The sequence below is a fragment of the Pseudomonas nitroreducens TX1 genome (assembly GCF_000313755.1).
GTDB classification, from domain to species: Bacteria; Pseudomonadota; Gammaproteobacteria; order Pseudomonadales; family Pseudomonadaceae; genus Pseudomonas; species Pseudomonas nitroreducens_A.
The window spans coordinates 1-20,311 of the sequence record NZ_AMZB01000119.1 but is presented as its reverse complement, the minus strand read 5'-3'; the positions used below and the strand labels follow the sequence as shown (position 1 = coordinate 20,311).

The window sequence follows — 20,311 nt, the reverse complement described above, 5'->3', positions numbered from 1 at the left end:
CCCATGGGATTGGCACTTTCCTTATGTCATGATGGTCCCATTTCGCAGGTCAGGCCCTCGTCCTTCCTCTATGAACAAGTCTCTTGCGCTGCTGACTGCTCTGCTGCTGCTCGGCGGCTGCCAGTCTCTTACCCAGAAAAACACCGACAGTGCTTCCGCGGAGAAGGACAAGACCGCGGCTGCGCAGAAGAACCAGAAGTACGGCTCCTTCAGCGAAGACACGATGTTCTCGTTGCTCACCGCCGAGATCGCCGGGCAGCGCAACCGTTTCGACATCGCCCTCGCCAACTACGTCGAGCAGGCCAAGGAAACGCAGGACCCGGGCGTCGCCGAGCGCGCCTTCCGCATCGCCGAGTACCTGGGCGCCGACCAGGAAGCGCTGGACACCTCGCTGATCTGGGCCAATGCCGCGCCGGACAACCTCGACGCCCAGCGCGCCGCCGCCATCCAGCTGGCGCGCACCGGCCAGTACGACGAGTCCATGGTCTACATGGAGAAGGTCCTCAACGGCCAGGGCGACACCCACTTCGACTTCCTCGCGCTGTCCGCCGCCGAGACCGACCCGGATACCCGCGCCGGCCTCTTGCAGAGCTTCGACCGCCTGCTGAAGAAGTATCCCGACAACGGCCAGCTGCTGTTCGGCAAGGCCCTGCTGCTGCAGCAGGACGGCCGCCCGCAGGAAGCCCTGCACCTGCTCGAAGACAACTCCGCCAGCAAGCACGACGTCGCCCCGCTGCTGCTGCGCGCGCGCCTGCTGCAAAGCATGAAGCGCAGCGACGAAGCGCTGCCGCTGCTCAAGAATGGCATCAAGGAACATCCGGACGACAAGCGCGTCCACCTCGCCTACGCCCGCCTGCTGGTGGAACAGAACCGCCTGGAAGACGCCAAGGCCGAGTTCTCAGCGCTGGTCGAGCAATTCCCCGACGACGACGACCTGCGTTTCTCGCTGGCCCTGGTCTGCCTCGAAGCCCAGGCCTGGGACGAAGCCAAGGTCTACCTGCAGGAACTGGTCGAGCGCGACAGCCACGTCGACTCCGCGCACTTCAACCTGGGCCGCCTGGCCGAGGAGAAGAAAGACCCGGAGACCGCGCTCAAGGAATACGCCCTGGTCGGCCCGGGCAACGACTTCCTCCCGGCCCAACTGCGCTCCACCGAGATCCTGCTGGACCAGAAGCGCTATGACGAGGCCTCGCGCCGTCTCGCCGAAACCCGGGACCGCCAGCCGGACTACGCCATCCAGCTGTACCTGATCGAAGCCGAAGGCCTGTCCAACCGCGACCAGGTGGACCGCGCGTGGAGCGTCATCCAGCAGGGCCTCAAGCAGTTCCCGGACGACCTCAACCTGCTCTACACCCGCTCCATGCTCGCCGAGAAGCGCAACGACCTGGCGCAGATGGAGGAGGACCTGCGGCTGATCATCCAACGAGAGCCGGACAACGCCATGGCGCTCAATGCGCTGGGCTACACCCTGGCCGACCGCACTACCCGTTACAGCGAAGCCCGCGACCTGATCCAGAAGGCCCACTCGCTGAACCCGGATGACCCTGCGATCCTCGACAGCCTGGGCTGGGTGAATTACCGCCTGGGCAACCTCAGCGAAGCGGAAACCTACCTGCGCAAGGCACTGGAACGCTTCCCCGACCACGAAGTGGCTGCGCACCTGGGCGAAGTGCTCTGGGCCCAGGGCAAGCAGAGCGAAGCCCGCAAGGTCTGGGCTACCGCCCTGCAAAGCCAGCCCGACAGCGCCGTGCTGCGCGACACCCTGCAGCGCCTGACCGGCTCCGGAACTCTCTGATTTATGCGTTTACGTCACCTGATCGGCGCCGCCGCGCTTGCCCTGCTCGCCGGCTGCTCCAGCTTCGGCACCCATGAAGCCCTGGAAGGCCAGGGCAACGCTACCGCCTGGAATGCCCACAAAGCGCGCATCGCCACCCTCGACGGCTGGCAGATCGACGGCAAGGTCGGCATCCGCGCGCCCAGGGACTCTGGCAGCGGCACCCTGTTCTGGCTGCAACGCCAGGACTACTACGACATTCGCCTGTCCGGCCCGCTGGGTCGCGGCGCCGCACGCCTGACCGGGCGCGAAGGTGCGGTGACCCTGGAGGTCGCCGGCCAGGGGCGCTATGAAGCCGCGTCACCCGAAGAACTGCTGGAACAACAGATGGGCTGGCGCCTGCCGGTTTCCCACCTGCTCTGGTGGATTCGCGGCCTGCCCGCGCCGGACAGCAAGAGCCGCGTGACCCTCGATGGCGAGAGCCGATTGGCCAAGCTGCAGCAGGACGGCTGGGACGTGGAGTACACCCGCTACAGCGAGCAGGACGGCTACTGGCTGCCCGAGCGCCTGAAACTGCACGGCCAGGATCTGGACGTGACCCTGGTAGTGAAGACCTGGCAACCGCGCCAACTGGGCCACTGACATGCAGGACCGCCTGACCCTGCCGGCCCCGGCCAAGCTCAACCTGTTCCTGCACATCACCGGCCGTCGTGCCGACGGTTACCACGAGCTGCAGACACTCTTCCAGTTCCTCGACCACGGTGACGAACTGCAATTCGCCTTGCGCGAGGACGGCGAAATCCGCCTGAACACCGAGATCGAAGGCGTTCCCCACGACAGCAACCTGATCGTCAAGGCCGCCCGCCGGTTGCAGGAACAATCGGGTTGCCAGTTGGGCGCCGACATCTGGCTGGACAAGCGCCTGCCCATGGGCGGCGGCATCGGTGGGGGCAGCTCAGACGCGGCAACCACCCTGCTCGCGCTGAATCATCTGTGGCAACTGGGCTGGGACGAAGACCGCCTCGCCGCGCTGGGCCTGGACCTGGGCGCGGACGTACCGGTGTTCGTGCGCGGCCGGGCGGCCTTTGCCGAAGGCGTCGGCGAGCGACTGACGCCCGTGGAACTGGAAGAGCCCTGGTTCCTCGTCGTCGTGCCGCAAGTCTTTGTCTCCACAGCAGAAGTTTTCTCCGATCCCGAGTTGACACGAGATACTCCGCCCATTAAAGTTCGCAGCCTTCTCGGGGTGGACGGTCATAACGACTGCCAGCCGGTCGTCGAGAAGCGTTACCCGGATGTACGTAACGCACTGATCCAGCTAGGTAAATTTACCCAAGCGAGATTGACCGGCACCGGAGCTTGTGTGTTTGGGAGCTTCCCAAACAAGGGCGATGCTGATAAAGTTCGCCGCCAACTTCCGGCCACTCTGCCGAGTTTTGTTGCCCAGGGGCGTAACATCTCGATGTTGCACCGAAAGCTGCAAAACCTGGACTGAGAAGAAAGCAATGTAATCGGTTGTACGATACAGGGGCGTCGCCAAGCGGTAAGGCAGCAGGTTTTGATCCTGCCATGCGTTGGTTCGAATCCAGCCGCCCCTGCCATTAACCCACAGGGTTTTACGTACAGCATCAACGAACACATTGCTCCGCAAGTTGTAAGCTACAGGGGCGTCGCCAAGCGGTAAGGCAGCAGGTTTTGATCCTGCCATGCGTTGGTTCGAATCCAGCCGCCCCTGCCATTTTCTTCTGGCTCAACCGGGCCTACCCTCAAGCCGACACAGGTACCGCAGCGTGTCCAAAATGATGGTTTTCACGGGGAACGCCAACCCCGATCTGGCACGCCGTGTCGTACGGCAGCTGCACATTCCCCTCGGTGACGTTTCTGTCGGTAAATTCTCCGACGGCGAGATCAGCGTCGAAATCAACGAAAACGTTCGTGGTAAGGACGTCTTCCTGATTCAACCGACCTGCGCACCGACCAACGACAACCTGATGGAACTGGTAGTGATGGCCGACGCCTTCCGCCGCTCCTCGGCGACTCGTATCACGGCCGTCATCCCCTACTTCGGTTACGCCCGCCAGGATCGCCGTCCGCGTTCCGCCCGCGTGGCCATCAGCGCCAAAGTCGTTGCCGACATGCTGACCGTCGTAGGCGTCAACCGCGTTCTCACCGTTGACCTGCACGCCGACCAGATCCAGGGCTTCTTCGACATCCCCGTCGACAACATCTACGGCTCGCCCGTACTGGTCGACGACATCGAAGACCAGCGCTTCGAGAACCTGATGATCGTTTCCCCGGACATCGGCGGTGTGGTGCGTGCTCGCGCCGTCGCCAAATCCCTGGGCGTCGATCTGGCCATCATCGACAAGCGTCGTCCGAAGGCCAACCAGTCCGAAGTCATGCACATCATCGGTGATGTCGAAGGCCGTACTTGCGTATTGGTCGACGACATGGTCGATACCGCCGGCACCCTCGGCCACGCCGCCAAAGCTCTGAAAGAGCACGGCGCCGCCAAGGTCATCGCCTACTGCACCCACCCGGTGCTGTCGGGCCGCGCCATCGAGAACATCGAAAATTCCGTACTGGACGAGCTGGTGGTGACCAACACCATCCCGCTGTCCGCTGCTGCACAAGCCTGTGGACGTATCCGCCAGCTGGACATCGCGCCGGTTGTCGCGGAAGCCATGCGCCGCATCAGCAATGAAGAATCGATCAGCGCCATGTTCCGCTGAGGCGGAACAGCGCTGACGTAAAGCGCCCCGTCATGTCGATGGGGCATTAGCAAAATCGCCCGAACGCTGGTCGCAAGCGTCCGGGCGATCTTGTCATTTTGGAGAGTGTGAAATGGTTGATTTTGTACTGAATGCTCAAGAGCGTTCCGACCTGGGGAAAGGTGCGAGCCGCCGCCTGCGTCGTAACGCCGGCCTGATCCCGGCTGTGGTCTACGGTGGCGAGAAAGCCCCGCAATCCCTGACCCTGGAACTGCGTGAGATTTCCAAGCTGCTGGAAAACGAGGCTGCCTTCAGCCACGTGATCACCCTGAACGTCGGTTCCGCCAAGGAAACCGTACTGATCAAGGCCCTGCAGCGTCACCCGTCCAAGGGTTTCGTCATGCACGCTGACTTCCAGCGCGTCGTTGCCGGCCAGAAACTGACCGCCCACGTACCGCTGCACTTCATCAACGAAGCCACTGCCGTTGGCGTCAAGGTTGGTGGCGGCGAGATCTCCCACGTGATCGCCGAAGTCGAAGTTTCCTGCCTGCCGAAAGACCTGCCGGAATTCATCGAAGTCGACCTGGCCAAGGTAGAACTGGGCCAGATCGTTCACCTGTCCGACCTGAAGCTGCCGAAAGGCGTAGAGCTGGTGCAACTGGCCCACGGTAACGACCTGGCCGTCGCCAACATCCACGCTTCCCGCGTAGTGAAAGAAGAAGGTGAAGGCGAAGCTGCTGCCGAGTAATCGCGCGCACCATTGCCTTTAAGGAAGGGGCCCCCGTCGTGACTGCCGTACAACTGATCGTTGGCCTGGGAAACCCAGGCCCTGAATACGACCAGACCCGGCATAACGCGGGGGCCCTTTTCGTTGAGCGACTGGCGGACGCGCAACGCGCGAACCTGTCTCTCGACAAGAAGTACTTCGGCCTGGTTGGCAAGTTCAACTACAAGGGCCGCGACGTTCGTCTGCTCATCCCCACCACCTACATGAACCGCAGCGGCCAGGCCGTGGCGGCGCTCGCCGGATTCTTCCGCATTCCGGTCGAAGCCATCCTGGTGGCCCACGACGAACTCGACATGCCCCCCGGCGTCGCCAAGCTCAAGAAGGGCGGCGGACACGGCGGGCACAACGGGCTGCGCGACATCATCGCCCAGCTTGGCAACCAGAATGGTTTCCATCGCCTGCGGCTTGGCATCGGCCATCCGGGGCACAGCAGCCTGGTCTCCGGTTTCGTTCTCGGCCGCGCCCCGCGCGCCGAACAGGAACTGCTCGACACCAGCATCGACTCCGCCCTCGGCGTGCTGCCGGACATGCTCGACGGGGACTGGACCCGCGCGATGCAGAAGCTGCACAGCCAGAAGGCCTGATTACACCTCTATTTCCGCCACCTGGCGCGAGGGACCTAGCATGGGATTCAACTGCGGCATCGTCGGCCTGCCCAACGTCGGCAAGTCCACCCTGTTCAACGCCCTGACCAAATCCGGCATCGCGGCGGAAAACTTCCCCTTCTGCACCATCGAGCCGAACAGTGGCATCGTACCGATGCCCGACGCCCGCCTCGATGCGCTGGCCGAGATCGTCAAGCCCGAGCGCGTGATCCCGACCACCATGGAATTCGTCGACATCGCCGGCCTCGTAGCGGGCGCCTCCAAGGGTGAAGGCCTGGGCAACAAGTTCCTCGCCAACATCCGCGAGACCGACGCCATCGCCCACGTCGTGCGCTGCTTCGAAGACGAGAACGTCATCCACGTCTCCAACAGCGTCGACCCCAAGCGCGACATCGAGATCATCGACCTCGAACTGATCTTCGCCGACCTCGACAGCTGCGAGAAGCAACTGCAGAAGGTCGCGCGCAATGCCAAGGGCGGCGACAAGGACGCTCTGGTGCAGAAAGCCCTGCTGGAAAAGCTCATCCCCCACTTCACCGAAGGCAAGCCCGCGCGCTCGCTGATGAAGAACATGGGCGATGACGAGAAGCGCGTCATCCGCGGCTTCCACCTGCTCACCAGCAAGCCGGTCATGTACATCGCCAACGTCGCCGAAGACGGCTTCGAGAACAATCCGCACCTGGACGTCGTCCGCGCTATCGCCGAAGAAGAAGGCGCTATGGTCGTACCGGTGTGCAACAAGATCGAAGCCGAGATCGCCGAACTCGACGACGGCGAAGAGAAGGACATGTTCCTCGAATCCCTCGGCCTCGAAGAGCCCGGCCTGAACCGCGTGATCCGTGCCGGCTACGAACTGCTGCACCTGCAGACCTACTTCACCGCAGGTGTGAAGGAAGTCCGCGCCTGGACCGTCCGCGTCGGCGCCACCGCCCCGCAGGCCGCCGCCGTGATCCACACCGACTTCGAAAAAGGCTTCATCCGCGCCGAAGTCGTCGCCTACGACGACTTCATCCAGTTCAAGGGCGAACAGGGCGCGAAAGAAGCCGGCAAATGGCGCCTGGAAGGTAAGGACTACATCGTCAAGGACGGCGACGTGATGCACTTCCGCTTCAACGTCTAAGCGCCCGCCAGGCGCGAAAAAGCCCCGGCCACACGCCGGGGCTTTTTCATTTGGATGCCCTGCCCCGCCGCTCATCGCGAAAATTCCGCAAGACTGGCTAAACGATTGATAGATCAGAAAAATATTCAAGAAAAGGGGTTGACACCCCCCCTCGATCTGCGGAAAATGCGCGCCACTCGGCTACATAGCTCAGTCGGTTAGAGCGCAGCATTCATAATGCTGATGTCCCAGGTTCAAGTCCCGGTGTAGCCACCATACAAAACAAAGGGTTAGCGCAAGCTAACCCTTTTTTGTTTTGGCCGGCAGACTACAAACCGACTACATCCCGTCTACGGCCATCCGTCAGAGTCGCTTCCTCGCTGCTGAATAGGCTTCTCCGCGTTCCCTCTTCCCTGCCGCAATCACTTCGATCACCAGTTGCCCGTCGTCCACTCTGTAGACGAGCCGGTAACCGACGTCCTTCAGCTTGATCTTGTAGCAGTCCTTCATGCCGGACAGCTTGTCCTTCTCAACCCTGGGGTTGATGAGGCGCTCTGCCAGCTTCTTCTTGAAGGAGTCGCGGATCGGGACAGGTAGCTTCTGCCACTCCTTCTCCGCGCTTTCTTTGATGCTCAGCTTGTACTTCGGTGGTTCACTTGCTGATCTAGAGGTCATCCAACGTAATTTCCCGCGAAGGCTCGTCGCTACGTTCCCTAACGATTCTGGCAAGGACAGCATCGTCCAACGCTTCCAGCATCTGCTCGTAGACTTCCGGCGGCACTGCATAGAATGCCGGCGCGTTACGGTTAAGGATCACGACGGGTTTACCGTGCCCAGCCTCAATGGTTCCCATTGGGTCTTTCTTCAGCTCGGTGATGGAGGCTGCTACGTCCGCTAAAACGGCGTGTGCCATAAAAACTCCTGAGCGCTACAACGCTCATTCCTGTCACTATTGAGCACCCAAATTAGCACTTTTAAAAGACCCTTTAAAGGCCCTCATTTACAGGATACGTTGCCTCAGTCGCTTCTACCCCACCGATAGATGCAAAGCGCGAGTGAATACGGCTGCCGAGGCCTCGCTCCTCTCGCCCGCTCTCTGAGTCCAACTGATCGAGCTGCGCAAGCGGTGAAAGGCGCATAGCTGACTCAAGATGTTCCGGCGACAGGTGTGCATACCGCATCGTCATCGTGATCGACGAGTGCCCCAGGATCCGCTGAAGCGTCAGGATGTCCCCTCCCCCCATCATGTAATGGCTTGCGAAGGTGTGGCGGAGGATATGGGTCAGTTGCCCCGGCGTCTGGAATCCACAGCGCTCATAGGCGCAACGGAAGGCGGCTCGGCAGGACATGAACAGGCGGCCGGTTCCAGGCATGCCCACCTTGAACATCAGTTGCTCCAGCTCTGCCGGGATCGGCACTGAGCGGCTCTGACGGTTCTTGGTCCGGTGGTAATGGACCTTTCCCCCATGTACGGCCCCACGGGCGATGCTCTCGGCTTCTTCCCAGCGGGCACCTGTAGCGAGGCACAGGAGAGCGACCGGGTACGTGTGGTTGTTCGTGCTGGCCTTGCACTCCTCGAGAAGCTGGGCGACCTGATCCAGGGTGAGGAAGGTCAGTTCAACCTGATCGGTCTTGATCTGCCGGACGTTGGCCAGCGGGTTTGCCTTGTGCCAGGAGCCGAGACGGATCAGCTCGGAGAAGATGGCCGACAGGTAGCGTTGTTCGTGGTTGACCGTCTCCGGCTTCACTTCGGTCAGACGGCGTTGCCGGTAGCGTGCCCACGCGAGCGAATCGAACTCGAAGGCCAGTGGATCACCAAGACGCTGGGCCAGCGCCTCACAACGCGCCAGACGCTGGGTGCCATCCTTGAGAGTGCATCCATGAAGGTCATACCAGACCCTCACCAGATCCGAGACGCGATCATCCAGCGGGCGCCCCGTTTCCCCCTTCACGGCAAAGAAATCTTGCTCGTAGCGGATCGCAGCAGACTTGGTAAGGAACCCGTATTTCCTCACCCGGCGACCGGAGCGACCGTTCTCGTAGAAGTCAGCCGTCCACGTCTTCCCATCCTTGCGCGCGGTCATATCGCGTAGCCCCGCCTGATGTAGCGATCGTTGATCAACCCGATGACATGCTTTTCGAGGTCGCGAGTGCTGTAGCCCTTGGCGGTGTAGTGGTCTTCGATCACATGCCAGAAGGGGAGCGTTCTCCCGACCTCAAGGGCTTTTTTTGGTGGGATGCGCTCCCGTGCGATCAGGCTGGCGAACTGGCCCAGGAACATCTCGCAGTTCTTGCCGGAGAAGCCCTGAGCGGTCTTGTAGTAGCGGCGGTACTCGGTGCGTTCGATGAGCGGATCGGCTTCCACCTGGACCTTCGTGTCGAGGCTGATCAGCGACCAGAAGGCGTCGAAGATCCCTTCCCGGGAAATCAGCTTGTAGTTGTCGCAGGCGTACTGCCAGAGGCCTTGCAGGTGCGGACAGAGGCCTTCATAGGTACGGCAGCCGATCACCTCGCCCGAGGACATCGTGGAGCCTTCCGAGAACTGCTGGACGATGGAGTGGTGATAGCGGAATTCGATTCGCCACACGGTTTCCAGGGGGTTGAATGCCGGTTCGCCATCGCCGAAAGGATCGCCGTTCAGAGAGGCCCTCACCGATTCCCAATAGTCGAGTTTGTCGGTGGCCCGTGCCTGTAGGGTTTTGTTGTAGAGGCACATCTGCAGGCCGTTTGCCGAGCCGAACATGAAGGTCTCGCCACGCCCATAGACCGAGGCGTTGCTGTCGTACTCTATGCGGTCGATGCCGCTGATCTGGCGGACACGCCGGGACCGGCAGTGCATGCGATCCACGAAGTCTGCAGGTGGGGTCCAGCCCTGAACATCCAGCGCGATATGGACGGCGCACTGGTTCACCTCACAGGCCGAGAGCACGCCAGCGGCCAGGTCATCCATGACGCCCTGCAGGATCTTCGGATCGGCACCATCCAGGGCGTGCGGGGACACTTCGATCTTGAGGTGCGGGCCGATGTTCTCCAGCTTCACGTTATGGTTCTTAATCAGCAGGATCAGCCCCATGTCGGCGTTCTGTAGGCGGTACTGGTAGCCCGAGTCGCGACCGATGCGACCCTTGGCCCACTTGTAGCCGGCGAAATTGACGAGATCTTCCGGCTCATCGAACAACGCCATCACTTCCGGACGGATCATGCCGTTGTACAGCTGACGCACCGTATCGACGCCACAGCGCAGCAGGCGCACACCCGACAGGTCGGCGAATCTGCCGTTGCTCGGGTCCATGAAAATCCGTCCTTCGGACGACTCATAAAAATCCCCGTTCTCCTTGAGGATCAGGCGGAGGGGGTGAACTGCCTTTTTCATTCTTTCGTACCTTCAATGAGGTTTATTGAGGTGCTTACTCGTTAGCTATCCGACGTGTTACAGGGTCGTCGGCCGCGCCGCCGGCCTACCGCTCGTGCCTGGCGCTCTCGGCCGGCGGCGCGGCTCGCCGACTCAAAACGGGAACGCCGCCACCGGCTGCACGAGCTGCAACGCGGTGAAGAAACCGAGCGCAAAGGCGAGTACGAGCAGCCCGAGGGCGTTGATCAGTCCAGGCAGGTTCATTGCTTCCTCCAGGGGCGTGAGGCGTATTCGTTGTCAGGCACCACCACCACTTGTTGGGGCTACGGTGATGGGCTGGCGGATGGCGATGCCGCGACGGTGAGCGGGGCATTGGAGATCGCCGGCCTTACAGGGGCCCCGGCGCAGGTGACGGTTTGCTTCCAGCGCTCATACATCAGCTCAGCGACGCACGCGCCCTTGCTGCGGATGGCGTAGCCGGAGCCGACCAGTTCCCAGCTGGTCATGTTCAGGTGGCGGCCCTCGGGGTCGACCAGGAGGAACATGTACTGGTCGCCTTTCTTCCTGCTGTAGAGGTGGGCGGTGATGGTGACTGGTAACCTCAGAGACTCGGGACCTCGTTTGGCAGTGGCAGTCGGATGCCTTTGGCAATGGGGCACCAAATCAGGATCCGCAGGGGAGCGGGCAGCAAACGGAGTTAAATCTCCGTTTTGCCGGTCAGTACTACGACACCGAGAGCGGACTGCACTACAACTACTTCAGGGACTACGATCCGGAGACCGGACGTTATGTGGAGAGTGATCCGATTGGGCTTAACGGTGGACTGAATACCTACGGGTATGTGGGAGGAAACCCTCTCATGCAGACTGACCCCATGGGGCTTGCCACGTTAGAAATTGATATCCCAAAGTCCGTATATGAATGGATCCCGGAAAATATCCGCATCCCTGCTAGCCGATTGGTCGGTGGCGCTCTTTTAATAGCAACTATCCCCGGCTCAACACCGCAAACCAAAGCTTCCGACCAACCTCTTAATTGTCCTAACGATGACGGCAATTGCGGACCTGATACTAGGGCCATCGCTCAAGAAAAGGCCTATGCTTTTGCCGGAATATCTTCAGGAGGAGAAGGATGCGATCCAGTGCCGTGGCAGGACTACAATAACAAAGATAGCCATGGTTATGCGCAGGCGCGTCAGCAAGGGGCCAAGTGCATGGGTTATCGTGACCAAAATACTAAAGCCCGTGTAGAGGAGCACCCAGGTGGGCATAATGACGACAATGCACCACACCATAAATGCCCACACTTCCATGCTGTAAACCCTTCAGGGCAGGAAATGATTTTCAAATATAAATTGCTAGGTGGTGGCTGGTGATGATTGAATTATTTTATGCAAAAGCCGACTCCTTCACCGTTGGAATGCTTGTGAATGTCAGGCTGTCCAAGAAAATTTCCCGAAACGCAAGAGAGCGTGTGACTTTCTCGATCATTGGGAGCGATGTGGATAACTATGGTGATATCTCTACCAAAGTTGAAGTATTGCTCAGCCATGATTCATTCTATCCAGTTTTTAAAATTAGACCGCGAAATTTGAAAGGCCAAGTTGGCTTCGATATACCAGAGGCAAGTGCGTTATATGCCCCATTGCTTGGTGGGGGCGTGCTGATAACAGATAAACTAGACTCATGTATGTTTGAGATAAATTCAGACGAACTGGAGCGCAGCGGATTAAACTTCTTCTCGATGAGAGGTGGAGTTCCAGTACCTATAGTGTGCACTCGCATAAAGGATAGTTTTCCTGAGTATATAAAGGGAAATATAAAAAATCTCATCAATCACGAGAGAATCACTGGAACGCTGATTGGCTTACTAGAGCACTGTGAGGCAGTAATTGTATGGAGCTTCGCCAATGGTACAAGCCCAGCAATTTTAAGCCTTCAGATGCCAGATTTTCTTGAGTGTTTAGGTGATCGCCTAAGCTCTCAGGATACAAAATTAATTAACACTGGTGATGAGAAGTTTTTGCCAAACTGGTAGTTGTACAGAGAGCAGAGTTATAGGGATTAGGTATTGACGAGCGGCACCCCGTGCTGTTTTCAAGGCTCAGGTCACCGAACCCGGGCGGATCCTCCGCTATCAATATGACGCGCAGGGACGCCCGATCGGACAAACCACTATCCCTAAATAAAGGGCCGTTAATGAATAATTTTGCTCGGCAGGCAGCAGAGTTGCGTAGGAGATAAACGCTGTTGCGTTGAATGCCAATAGAGTTTGACTGAAACTGAAAAATCCAAGATCGAGAGTTCACTGCTTGAGCTAGAAGCAGTAATCAGTCGCTGGGAATAGATGAGCCTGATAGCTCGTAGGCTTTGATGCGCTTTGCAATATCCCTTGTGTTAAAGATTCATCTACTGTCCGCATTTGACGCGTCGTGTATCTTGGATGCCTGGCGAGTTAAATGCGGAGCTTTGTCGACTGGGTTGTATGGCTGCGCCTTCTCCGCACCACCTATATCAATTTCACCAGTAGGGCGTTCAGGTTGGGGCAGCTCCTACAGATGTGGGGGCTGAATTGCTCCAGCTCGGCAGGGATTGGCACTGAGCGGCTTTGACGGTTCTTTGTCCGGTGGTAGTGGACCTTTCCCCCATGCACGGCCCCACGGGCGATGCTCTCGGCTTCTTCCCAGCGAGCACCTGTAGAAAGGCCCAGGAGAGCGACCGGGACGTGTGGTTGTTCGTGCTGGCCTTGCACTCCTCGAGGAGCTGGGCGACCTGATCCAGGGAGAGGAAGGTCAGTTCGACCTGATCGGTCTTGATCTGCCGGACGTTGGCCAGCGAGTTCGCCTTGTGCCATGAGCCGAGACGGATCAGCTTCGAGAGGTTGGCCGACAGATAGCGTGATCCGGGGTGACGGTCTCCGGTTTCAGTCACCATATTCCGAAGGAGATTTAGCGAAAGCTAAGCCCCTTTTCTTTTGCCTGCAAAAATCGACTTACTCGGCTTCGTCGCTCAACTCAGGCGAATCATTCCTCATGTCATTCACCCGCAGCGACACCCGGTGCCCCGCAAAATCCCTCCGCGCTTGGTGAATCAGGTCATCCAGCGCTTCTCCGCGTGTGGCCGTGGATAGCCATTCCCCGAAGTTCTCCGGCGCCAGCACCACGGGCATGCGGTGGTGGATGTGTTCGAGGCTCGGGGCGGCGGATCTGGTCAGCAGGGCGCAGGAGAGGACGGGCTCGCCGTTGGGGTTTATCCACAGGGACCAGAGGCCGGCGAAGGCGATGATGGGGTCAGTGGGGCTGTGGATGAAGTACGGCTGGTGGACCTGGCGGCCGGCGGGGTTGCGTATGTTCTCCTTCTCGTTCCATTCGTACCAGCCCAGTGCGGGCAGCAGGCAGCGGGTGCTGCGCAGAGCGTGCCGCCAGAGGGGTTTGCCGGCGGCGTCTTCGCTGCGGGCGTTGAAGGAGAAGCGCGGTGGGGTGGACTCCTTCCACCAGGCGGGAATCAGCCCCCAGCGTGCGGGCAGCAGTTCGAGCTGGCCACTTTCGTCGTGGCGCAGGATGGGCACGGTCATGGTCGGAGCGACGTTGTAGCAGGCCTCCAGCCAGCGTGGCGGTGTGCGCGCGCCGATATGCCAGTAGCGTTCGATGGCGGCCTCTTCGGGGCTGACGTAGCGTCCGCACATTGCCGGGCACCTTGGGGAAAGTGGTGCTTTTACCTTGGGTGGCTGGCGGAGGACTGTCCAGGCAGGGCGACAGATGTCACATCAACACTGCCGAAGAATTTCCAGTAGCGCCGGCCGGGTGTATTTCTCCCACGGGACGGTTTCCGGCACGTCATCACGCCGCAGATACTCTCCTTCATCGAAGGCCTGATAAATGGAGAACGCTGGCTGGGGAGTGGGACCGTGCACGGCCAATTCGACAATCAGGTCCAAGCAACCATTCATCACGCTATCGCAGAATTCGAAGCTCAAGGCGCCGTCGATAAAGTGCTTCGCCAAAACGATGGATAGCTCATTGAGCAGATCGGCGACCGGCAGTCCGGTCTGCCCAACGTATGGCTCCAGATCAGATCGAGCTATTCCGATCTCTGCCGCCTTGCGCCAAAGCGCATGAAACTCCGGATCACTCAAACAGTAAAGCATTCACGCACTCCTTTGCTCGCTTACATCAACCGCTGCAAGACACCCTGCCCGATCACCCGCGTCGTCTCGCCCCCGAAGTCCACACTCCCCTCCTCCCGCAGAAACGCATCCACCGCCCCATCGACTCGCTCCGCCAACTCCGGCAATTGCCAGTAATGCCGCAGCAACATGCCAGCACTGAGGATGGTCGCGAGCGGGTTGGCGCGGCCGCTGCCGGCGATGTCGGGGGCGCTGCCGTGGACGGGTTCGGCCAGGGCGAGGCCGGCGCCGAGGTTGAGCGAGGATGCCAGGCCCAGGCCGCCGCCCCAGTGGCTGGCGAGGTCGGAGAGGATGTCGCCGAAGAGATTGGTGGTGACGATCAGGTCGAAGGCTTCAGGGCGTTCCACCAGTTGCAGGGCGGCGACGTCGACCAGGCGTTCGTCAAGCACGTCGCTCCAGCCATGGTCGACCAGCCGGTCGCGGCAGGTGTCGCGGAACAGGCCGCAGGTGAGCGGCAGGACGTTGGCCTTGTGCACCAGAGTGATGCGCCGGGCGTGACGCACGCGGGCCAGTTCGGCGGCGCCAGCGGCGAGGCGTTCGCAGGCGGCGCGGGTGATGACCCGCTCGGCGATGGCGACCCCATCGGTTTCCCAGTGCTCGCGGCCGCTGTAGAGACCTTCGCTATTTTCCCGCAGAACCAGCAAATCAATGCCGGCGCGCGGCGACACCACCGGGCGCGAGCGCACAGGCCGCAGGTTGAGGTTCAGCGCCAGCGTCTGACGCAGGCTGAGGATGGCGCTGCGGTAGCCTTCGACCTTGTGGCTGGGAGAAGACACGGCGCCGAACAGCCCGGCGCCGCAAACGCGCAGGCTCTCATAGGTCGCATCGGGGACGGAGGTGCCGTGGCGCTGGAAGTAGTCCCACCCGGCTTCGGCTTCCTCTACCTGAAGGTTGGGCAACAGGCGTTGCAGCACCTCCACGGCGACGGGCACGACCTCGCGGCCGATGCCGTCACCGGGGATGACGCAAAGGCGGCGGCTCAAGACTGGCCGAGCGGACGCAGGCGGTACTGCGGCGGCAACTGGTCGAGGCCGCTGACGGTGACGTTGAGGTCCTTCCAGATGCCGTCCTTGATGCCGTAGATGCAGCCGTGCACGGAGAGCTTCTGGCCGCGGTGCCAGGCGTTCTGGACGATGCTGGTGTGGCTGACGTTGGCGACCTGCTGGATGACATTGAGCTCGCAGAGGCGGTCGACGCGCTCTTCTTCCTTCTCGAACTGGGCAAGGTGGTCGCGATATTCGTAGGCGAGGTCGCGGATGGTGCGCAGCCAGCCGTCGATCAGGCCGAGCTGGGTGTGGTGCAGCGCGGCACGCACGCCGCCGCAGCCGTAGTGGCCGGTGACGAGGATGTGCTTGACCTTGAGCACGTCGACGGCGAACTGGATGACCGACAGGCAGTTGAGGTCGGTGTGCAGTACGACGTTGGCGACGTTGCGGTGGACGAACAGGTCGCCGGGCAGCAGGCCGACGATCTGGTTGGACGGTACGCGTGCATCGGAGCAACCGATCCACAGGTACTCGGGGGTCTGCTGGCGGGCCAGTTTGGCGAAGAAGTCGGGGTCCTCCTGCTTGATGGCTTCGGCCCAGCGGGCGTTGTTGTCGAACAGTTCCTGCAGATCGCTCATGTCCGGCTCCTCATCATTTGGCTGGCCGCACCTTACGCAGGGTGGGCGTGGCTGACAAGCCGAGTCAGCGCACAGTGTTCAACCGCCACCAGCGTGGCGGGCGCGGCGCATGCTGCAGCGCCAGCTGATGCCAGGCGTCGTGCCAGGCCTGGCCTTCGGCGGCGAGGCGCGGCCAATCCAGCGTGCGCCGATCCAGGGCACTGAGCAACTCGGTTTCCAGCCAGCCATGGCCGGCACGCAGGGCATCGGCGAAACCGGGATCGGCCAGGGCGCGCTGGTGCACGGTTTCGAAGCGCCACCAGAGGGAATCCTCCACGGCGTCGGTCTCGCCGCTGAGCAGCCCTTCCCCAGCACGCTCCTCGAAGCCCAGCGGCTGAAAGATGGACAGGCAGGGGGCGGAGGTCGCAGTCGCGGCAAGGCGCGGAGAGTCACCATCGAGCCGGGCGATGAGGCTGGCGGTGGTCTGCGAGGGGCGCCAGAAGCTACCGGCGTGCAGGCAGATCTGCCGGTTGTCGTGCAGATTGAAGCGATGTCCGCGGTGGCCGTGGCTGCGCAGTGCAACGACCAGCGCCAGCCAGTCGACCTGGGCCGGACAATGGGTGAGGAAATCTTCGTTGAGCTGGCGACGCTGGTGCGCGCCAGCAACCCAGGGCAGCATGCGGCTGTCGAAAGCGCGGGCAAAGTGGAAGTCGCCGCGACCGTTCCAGCAGCCGAAGCGGCGCGCCTGGGTTTCCAGGTGGGGGCTGGCGAGATCGTAATCGTGGCCGAGGCTCAGGGCATTGGAGATGGCCCAGCGCTCGACCTTCTTCGCCGCCCATAGGCGCCCGGCGGTTTCCAGCACCCAGGCTTCGTCGCGATCGGCGATCAGGTAGCTGTTGTCGTAGCGCATGCGCTTGTTGCGAAAGCCAGCCGGGCCGCCCTGGCCGTGGCGCTCCAGCAGCTCGGTGATCACTGCCAGGGCCTCGCGGGCGCTGCCTCCGCGTTCCAGGCCCAGGCGCAGCAGGTCCATGCCAAGCAGGGCTTCGCCGTCGCGCAGGGTCAGCCGGGTGAACACGGCTTCGTTGCCGATGGCCACGCCCTTGTCGTTGACGCCCATTTCGGCGCCCCACAACCAGACCGGCTGGCTGAGGATGACGCCGTGGCGATTGGCGGTCTGGGGGATTTGCAGGTAGCTGGTGCGCACCGTGGCCGCGCTGTCGCCCTGTACAGCGTCCAGGCGGATCAGGCGTTGCGCTTCGGCGGGCTCGCGGTCGCTGTTCTTGGCGAACCAGGTGGCCCCGCCGCTACGCAATACCAAGGTGTCGCACATAATCTTCCTCCCCGTGATCTTCCCGCGCGCCGAGCACTTCCCGCGCCGCGCGCTCCCCGGCCTCCACGGCCCCGTCGAAATAGCCCATCCAGCGCGTCGCCGTTTCGGTGCCGGCGAAGTGCAAACGCCCGTAGGGCTCGCGCAGGCGCGCCGCGCCGCTGCTCCACAGCCCCGGCGGGAACAGGGCGGCATAGCAGCCCCGGGCGAACGGCTCCTCGGCCCAGGATTTATCCACGTAATCCACCGGTCGCAGCGCCTGCTCGCCGAAGTAGCGGGCGAAGCAGTCCAGCACCTGGCCGCGGCGATCACCGGCGGGACGGGCATTCCACTGTCGCGCCTCATCGCCTTCGATGAAGCCCAGCAGCACACCGCGTCCGGAGTCGGGGACGCTGTTGTCGAAGGTCAGGCGCACCGGACCGGTCTCGCTGGTGGCCTGTCCGGAGAGGTTGCGCTCGCGCCAGAAAGGCTTGTCGTAGAGCGCCATGCATTTGATGACCGCGCCCTGGGGCAAGCGCTGCAGGAGCTGGTCGCGCCAGCTGGGCAACAGCGGCTCCTGGGTGATGCGCAGCAGTTGCGTGGGCGGGATGGCGAAGATGACGTGGCCGGCCTGGTGCGTGCCTCGGTCGGTCACCAGCTCGACACGGCTGCCGTCCTGGTGCACGGCGCGCACGGGTTCACCGGTATGGACGTCGCCGATGCGCTCGGCCAGGGTTTCGCTGATCCGCTGGGAGCCGCCGAGAATGCGCTCCTGCTGGGCACCGCCTTCGACGCCGAGGATGGTGTCGAGATTGGTGCCGCCATGGATATAGAAGAGGACATGCAGGAACGAGAGGTCATGGGGGCTGGCGGCGAACACGGCGCCGCACATCAGCTGGAAGACCTTGCGCCCGGTGGAAGTGCGCACATTGCGCCGCAGCCATTCGGCGAAGGTGAGGCTGTCCCACTGCGGCGCCTTGGGGTGGAGGCTCGGGTCGCCGAGGGGAATTTCCCGCGCCATGCGGTCCAGGCGGACATGGGCCTGAAGAACATCGAGCAGGACGTGGGGAGGAAACTTCGGAATGGTGCCGCGATACGGCCTGAGCCGGTCGCCGAAGAGGGTGAGGTTATCGCCCTGGTTCCATTGCGGATAGGTCGACAGACCGAGCTCTGACAGCAGGGAAAGGATGCGTTCCTGGGTCGGGCCGACCCATTGGCCGCCCACCTCGACCACTTCGCCGCTGGCGAAGCGATGGTTGAGGGTGCGCCCACCGACGCGCTTGTTGGCCTCGATCACTTTCACCCGTCGCCCGGCTTGCGCCAGACGCCAGGCCGCGGTCAGCCCCGAAATACCGGCGCCCACCACGATCACATCGCTGCGATTCATGTTTGCGACCTTATTGTTCTTGTTCTTATTGGTCTTAAGGGTAAGCCAGGAATAGCCCTCGGAAAAACCCGATCGGCAGGAAATTTCTCAATAGAGGTGGGAGTGGAGGCGGGGGATCGTTGCGCGGGACAAACGGCCTGTAGGAGCGGACTTCCTCCGCGATAGGCCCGCATCGCGCCGGAGCTCATCGCTGACAGAGTCCGCTCCTGCAAGGGGAGTCGGCCTGTAGGAGCGGATCTTATCCGCGAGAGCCTTCAGGCGCGGAGCTGGGGTTCAGGATTTCGCGGACAAGGTCCGCTTCTACGCGCGGGAATGGCGGAGCAGAGCGCGCTATGCGCGCGATCGCGGGCATGGTCCGCTCCGACATGCCAGCGCGGCGGGGTCAATCCACCAGCGTGCAGGCCATCACCAGCGCGTCTTCACGGCCACCGACGGCCGGGTAGTAATCGCGGCGGCGGCCGATTTCGTTGAAGCCATAGCGCTCGTAAAGGCGGTAAGCAGGGCCGTTGGAGGCGCGGACTTCGAGGAAGCATTCCACCCCGCCCTTTTCGTGGGCGCGCTTCATCAGGTGCTCCAGCAGCGCCAGCCCCAGGCCGCGGCCCTGGCTTTCGGGCTTCACCGTGATGTTGAGCAGGTGCGCTTCATCGAGGATCAGCTGGATCACCCCGTGGCCGACCTGCTGGGTACCTTCGAACATCACCCAGCATTCGTAGCTCTTCAGCCCGTCGGCGAAGGTGCCGCGCGTCCAGGGGTGGCTGAAGGCGGCGTATTCGATCTTGAGTACGGCATCGAGGTCCGCCTCGGTCATCAGGCGGAAGGAAACGGCGTCGCTCATGCAGGGGTCTGACTCATCCAGCGTTGCCGCACCCGGCGCATGGCGCGCCACAGGTCGGCTTTCAAAGTGGGTTCTTCGGCCAGGCGCTCGAGGCCCGGCACTGCCCAGGCTACGCCCAGGCCTTCGACCTGTAGTTCGCGCAGCAGGGATTCTTCATCGCCTTCGCCGGCGAAGCGCACGGCAGGCATGCCGACCAGCCACAGGCAGGAGCAGGGGGCGCCCTCCTCCAGCCGCGCGGCGACGAAACCCTGGACGAACTCGCGGGCGGCTTGCGGGCCCTGGTCCAGGTTACCGCGGGAGAACAGCGGCCAGCGCACGGGTTCGCCCATCAGTTGCGGGCTGTCCGGCAGGCCGGCGGCGCGCAGCAGGTCCTTCAGCAGCAGATAAGCCGGATCGCGACTGGCCAGCGGCTCGCCGGTGGGCAGCTCGACGAGCAGGATGCATTCGCCGGCGCGCAGCAGTTGCAGGGCGAAGCGCGGCGGCGGGGCAACCGGAGCGCGGACAGCCGGTTCGGCTTCCGCCTCGGCCGCCTCTTCAGCCTTGATCGGCGAGGGTTTGGTCGGAGCAGCGACCTTGGGCAGCAGGCGCGCGGCAATGGAGCCGGGCTCTCCGGCGGCGACCGGCGCTGCCGAGGGTGCAGCCACCGGCGCGGCGGCCTCGCGGGCCACGG

The 20,311-nt window shown here is 62.1% G+C and carries 22 protein-coding genes, 3 tRNA genes and 2 pseudogenes; 13 read left to right on the top strand and 14 right to left on the bottom strand.

Going from position 1 to position 20,311, the window contains the following annotated elements; all coding sequences use genetic code 11:
- Positions 1-28 precede the first annotated feature (28 nt).
- From C167_RS0117760 to C167_RS0117715, 10 genes are all read left to right on the top strand, one after another.
- Positions 29-1,795: a tetratricopeptide repeat protein gene (locus C167_RS0117760; protein WP_200860162.1), complete on the top strand. Its 1,767-nt coding sequence runs from the start codon at positions 29-31 to the stop codon at positions 1,793-1,795.
- 3 nt (positions 1,796-1,798) lie between these two features.
- On the top strand, positions 1,799-2,416 hold the full coding sequence (gene lolB / locus C167_RS0117755) for a lipoprotein insertase outer membrane protein LolB (RefSeq protein WP_017519635.1): 618 nt from the start codon (positions 1,799-1,801) through the stop codon (positions 2,414-2,416).
- A gap of 1 nt (position 2,417) precedes the next feature.
- The gene (ispE, locus tag C167_RS0117750) at positions 2,418-3,266 is read left to right on the top strand and encodes a 4-(cytidine 5'-diphospho)-2-C-methyl-D-erythritol kinase (protein ID WP_017519634.1); all 849 of its coding nucleotides are present in this window, start codon (positions 2,418-2,420) and stop codon (positions 3,264-3,266) included.
- Between the two features lie 31 nt (positions 3,267-3,297).
- Positions 3,298-3,372 (top strand) — tRNA-Gln (locus C167_RS0117745).
- A 62-nt stretch (positions 3,373-3,434) separates the two neighbouring features.
- Positions 3,435-3,509: transfer RNA gene (locus tag C167_RS0117740), tRNA-Gln, on the top strand.
- Between the two features lie 52 nt (positions 3,510-3,561).
- A complete protein-coding gene (locus C167_RS0117735; protein WP_015478849.1) occupies positions 3,562-4,503 on the top strand; it encodes a ribose-phosphate pyrophosphokinase in 942 nt (313 codons plus the stop codon).
- A 112-nt stretch (positions 4,504-4,615) separates the two neighbouring features.
- Positions 4,616-5,230, top strand: coding sequence for a 50S ribosomal protein L25/general stress protein Ctc (locus C167_RS0117730; protein WP_017519632.1), 615 nt, complete (start codon positions 4,616-4,618; stop codon positions 5,228-5,230).
- A gap of 38 nt (positions 5,231-5,268) precedes the next feature.
- Positions 5,269-5,853, top strand: a complete 585-nt coding sequence (gene pth, locus C167_RS0117725; RefSeq protein ID WP_017519631.1) for an aminoacyl-tRNA hydrolase — start codon at positions 5,269-5,271, stop codon at positions 5,851-5,853.
- A gap of 40 nt (positions 5,854-5,893) precedes the next feature.
- Positions 5,894-6,994 carry a redox-regulated ATPase YchF gene (ychF, locus tag C167_RS0117720; RefSeq protein ID WP_017519630.1) on the top strand — a complete coding sequence of 367 codons (1,101 nt, stop codon included), beginning with the start codon at positions 5,894-5,896 and terminating at the stop codon, positions 6,992-6,994.
- A gap of 178 nt (positions 6,995-7,172) precedes the next feature.
- Positions 7,173-7,249, top strand: a tRNA-Met gene (locus tag C167_RS0117715).
- A gap of 87 nt (positions 7,250-7,336) precedes the next feature.
- On the opposite strand, the gene C167_RS0117710 is transcribed toward C167_RS0117715, so the two are convergent.
- The 5 genes from C167_RS0117710 to C167_RS0117685 all read right to left on the bottom strand — a co-directional run bounded on the left by C167_RS0117710 (position 7,337) and on the right by C167_RS0117685 (position 10,870).
- Entirely contained in the window at positions 7,337-7,648 is a 312-nt protein-coding gene (locus tag C167_RS0117710; protein ID WP_017519629.1) for a type II toxin-antitoxin system RelE family toxin, read from the bottom strand.
- Positions 7,638-7,886, bottom strand: a complete 249-nt coding sequence (locus C167_RS0117705) for a type II toxin-antitoxin system Phd/YefM family antitoxin (protein ID WP_017519628.1) — start codon at positions 7,884-7,886, stop codon at positions 7,638-7,640. Before C167_RS0117705 ends, C167_RS0117710 begins: the two co-directional genes overlap by 11 nt.
- A 73-nt stretch (positions 7,887-7,959) precedes the next feature.
- A complete protein-coding gene (locus tag C167_RS0117700) occupies positions 7,960-9,057 on the bottom strand; it encodes a tyrosine-type recombinase/integrase (RefSeq protein ID WP_017519627.1) in 1,098 nt (365 codons plus the stop codon).
- Entirely contained in the window at positions 9,054-10,346 is a 1,293-nt protein-coding gene (locus C167_RS0117695) for a hypothetical protein (protein ID WP_026079134.1), read from the bottom strand. Before C167_RS0117695 ends, C167_RS0117700 begins: the two co-directional genes overlap by 4 nt.
- Before the next feature lie 302 nt (positions 10,347-10,648).
- Positions 10,649-10,870 (bottom strand): hypothetical protein, encoded by a 222-nt coding sequence (locus C167_RS0117685; protein ID WP_017519624.1) that lies wholly within the window; start codon positions 10,868-10,870, stop codon positions 10,649-10,651.
- 47 nt (positions 10,871-10,917) lie between these two features.
- On the opposite strand from C167_RS0117685, the pseudogene C167_RS35160 reads away from it, so the two are divergent.
- From C167_RS35160 to C167_RS34555, 3 genes and pseudogenes are all read left to right on the top strand, one after another.
- Positions 10,918-11,211, top strand: a pseudogene (locus tag C167_RS35160) (RHS repeat-associated core domain-containing protein); the annotation flags it as partial.
- Positions 11,185-11,700: a hypothetical protein gene (locus C167_RS33835; RefSeq protein ID WP_235154330.1), complete on the top strand. Its 516-nt coding sequence runs from the start codon at positions 11,185-11,187 to the stop codon at positions 11,698-11,700. The pseudogene C167_RS35160 and the gene C167_RS33835, both read left to right, overlap by 27 nt.
- Complete coding sequence (locus C167_RS34555; RefSeq protein WP_157791853.1) at positions 11,697-12,362, top strand: hypothetical protein; 666 nt, start codon at positions 11,697-11,699, stop codon at positions 12,360-12,362. The genes C167_RS33835 and C167_RS34555 overlap by 4 nt, the downstream gene beginning before the upstream one ends.
- Positions 12,363-12,896: 534 nt before the next feature.
- Here the strand turns inward: C167_RS34555 and C167_RS35155 are convergent.
- From C167_RS35155 to C167_RS0117630, 9 genes and pseudogenes are all read right to left on the bottom strand, one after another.
- A pseudogene (locus tag C167_RS35155) lies at positions 12,897-13,251 on the bottom strand (integrase); the annotation flags it as partial.
- A gap of 65 nt (positions 13,252-13,316) precedes the next feature.
- On the bottom strand, positions 13,317-14,009 hold the full coding sequence (locus C167_RS0117665) for an SOS response-associated peptidase (protein WP_017519620.1): 693 nt from the start codon (positions 14,007-14,009) through the stop codon (positions 13,317-13,319).
- Between the two features lie 81 nt (positions 14,010-14,090).
- A complete protein-coding gene (locus tag C167_RS0117660; RefSeq protein WP_017519619.1) occupies positions 14,091-14,471 on the bottom strand; it encodes a hypothetical protein in 381 nt (126 codons plus the stop codon).
- Positions 14,472-14,491: 20 nt separating this feature from the next.
- Complete coding sequence (locus C167_RS0117655) at positions 14,492-15,493, bottom strand: isocitrate/isopropylmalate dehydrogenase family protein (protein ID WP_017519618.1); 1,002 nt, start codon at positions 15,491-15,493, stop codon at positions 14,492-14,494.
- Positions 15,490-16,134, bottom strand: a complete 645-nt coding sequence (gene can / locus C167_RS0117650) for a carbonate dehydratase (protein WP_017519617.1) — start codon at positions 16,132-16,134, stop codon at positions 15,490-15,492. The genes C167_RS0117655 and can overlap by 4 nt, the downstream gene beginning before the upstream one ends.
- A 64-nt stretch (positions 16,135-16,198) precedes the next feature.
- Positions 16,199-17,443, bottom strand: coding sequence for a C69 family dipeptidase (locus C167_RS0117645; protein WP_017519616.1), 1,245 nt, complete (start codon positions 17,441-17,443; stop codon positions 16,199-16,201).
- Positions 17,418-18,890: a flavin monoamine oxidase family protein gene (locus C167_RS32705; RefSeq protein ID WP_268744094.1), complete on the bottom strand. Its 1,473-nt coding sequence runs from the start codon at positions 18,888-18,890 to the stop codon at positions 17,418-17,420. Before C167_RS32705 ends, C167_RS0117645 begins: the two co-directional genes overlap by 26 nt.
- A 298-nt stretch (positions 18,891-19,188) precedes the next feature.
- Positions 19,189-19,641 carry a ribosomal protein S18-alanine N-acetyltransferase gene (gene rimI / locus C167_RS0117635; protein ID WP_017519614.1) on the bottom strand — a complete coding sequence of 151 codons (453 nt, stop codon included), beginning with the start codon at positions 19,639-19,641 and terminating at the stop codon, positions 19,189-19,191.
- Complete coding sequence (locus C167_RS0117630; RefSeq protein ID WP_081596690.1) at positions 19,638-20,309, bottom strand: energy transducer TonB; 672 nt, start codon at positions 20,307-20,309, stop codon at positions 19,638-19,640. The genes rimI and C167_RS0117630 overlap by 4 nt, the downstream gene beginning before the upstream one ends.
- Positions 20,310-20,311 lie beyond the last annotated feature (2 nt).

What these genes read in the sequence shown, in the direction of transcription:
- C167_RS0117645 (WP_017519616.1), bottom strand. Translation starts at nt 17,443, where the DNA reads ATGTGCGACACCTTGGTATTGCGTAGCGGCGGGGCCACCTGGTTCGCC.
- C167_RS0117660 (WP_017519619.1), bottom strand. Translation starts at nt 14,471, where the DNA reads ATGCTTTACTGTTTGAGTGATCCGGAGTTTCATGCGCTTTGGCGCAAG.
- C167_RS33835 (WP_235154330.1), top strand. Translation starts at nt 11,185, where the DNA reads ATGCAGACTGACCCCATGGGGCTTGCCACGTTAGAAATTGATATCCCA.
- C167_RS0117695 (WP_026079134.1), bottom strand. Translation starts at nt 10,346, where the DNA reads ATGAAAAAGGCAGTTCACCCCCTCCGCCTGATCCTCAAGGAGAACGGG.
- C167_RS0117710 (WP_017519629.1), bottom strand. Translation starts at nt 7,648, where the DNA reads ATGACCTCTAGATCAGCAAGTGAACCACCGAAGTACAAGCTGAGCATC.
- ychF (WP_017519630.1), top strand. Translation starts at nt 5,894, where the DNA reads ATGGGATTCAACTGCGGCATCGTCGGCCTGCCCAACGTCGGCAAGTCC.
- C167_RS0117705 (WP_017519628.1), bottom strand. Translation starts at nt 7,886, where the DNA reads ATGGCACACGCCGTTTTAGCGGACGTAGCAGCCTCCATCACCGAGCTG.
- can (WP_017519617.1), bottom strand. Translation starts at nt 16,134, where the DNA reads ATGAGCGATCTGCAGGAACTGTTCGACAACAACGCCCGCTGGGCCGAA.
- C167_RS0117665 (WP_017519620.1), bottom strand. Translation starts at nt 14,009, where the DNA reads ATGTGCGGACGCTACGTCAGCCCCGAAGAGGCCGCCATCGAACGCTAC.
- lolB (WP_017519635.1), top strand. Translation starts at nt 1,799, where the DNA reads ATGCGTTTACGTCACCTGATCGGCGCCGCCGCGCTTGCCCTGCTCGCC.
- C167_RS0117760 (WP_200860162.1), top strand. Translation starts at nt 29, where the DNA reads ATGATGGTCCCATTTCGCAGGTCAGGCCCTCGTCCTTCCTCTATGAAC.
- C167_RS0117700 (WP_017519627.1), bottom strand. Translation starts at nt 9,057, where the DNA reads ATGACCGCGCGCAAGGATGGGAAGACGTGGACGGCTGACTTCTACGAG.
- C167_RS0117730 (WP_017519632.1), top strand. Translation starts at nt 4,616, where the DNA reads ATGGTTGATTTTGTACTGAATGCTCAAGAGCGTTCCGACCTGGGGAAA.
- rimI (WP_017519614.1), bottom strand. Translation starts at nt 19,641, where the DNA reads ATGAGCGACGCCGTTTCCTTCCGCCTGATGACCGAGGCGGACCTCGAT.
- ispE (WP_017519634.1), top strand. Translation starts at nt 2,418, where the DNA reads ATGCAGGACCGCCTGACCCTGCCGGCCCCGGCCAAGCTCAACCTGTTC.
- C167_RS0117685 (WP_017519624.1), bottom strand. Translation starts at nt 10,870, where the DNA reads ATGTTCCTCCTGGTCGACCCCGAGGGCCGCCACCTGAACATGACCAGC.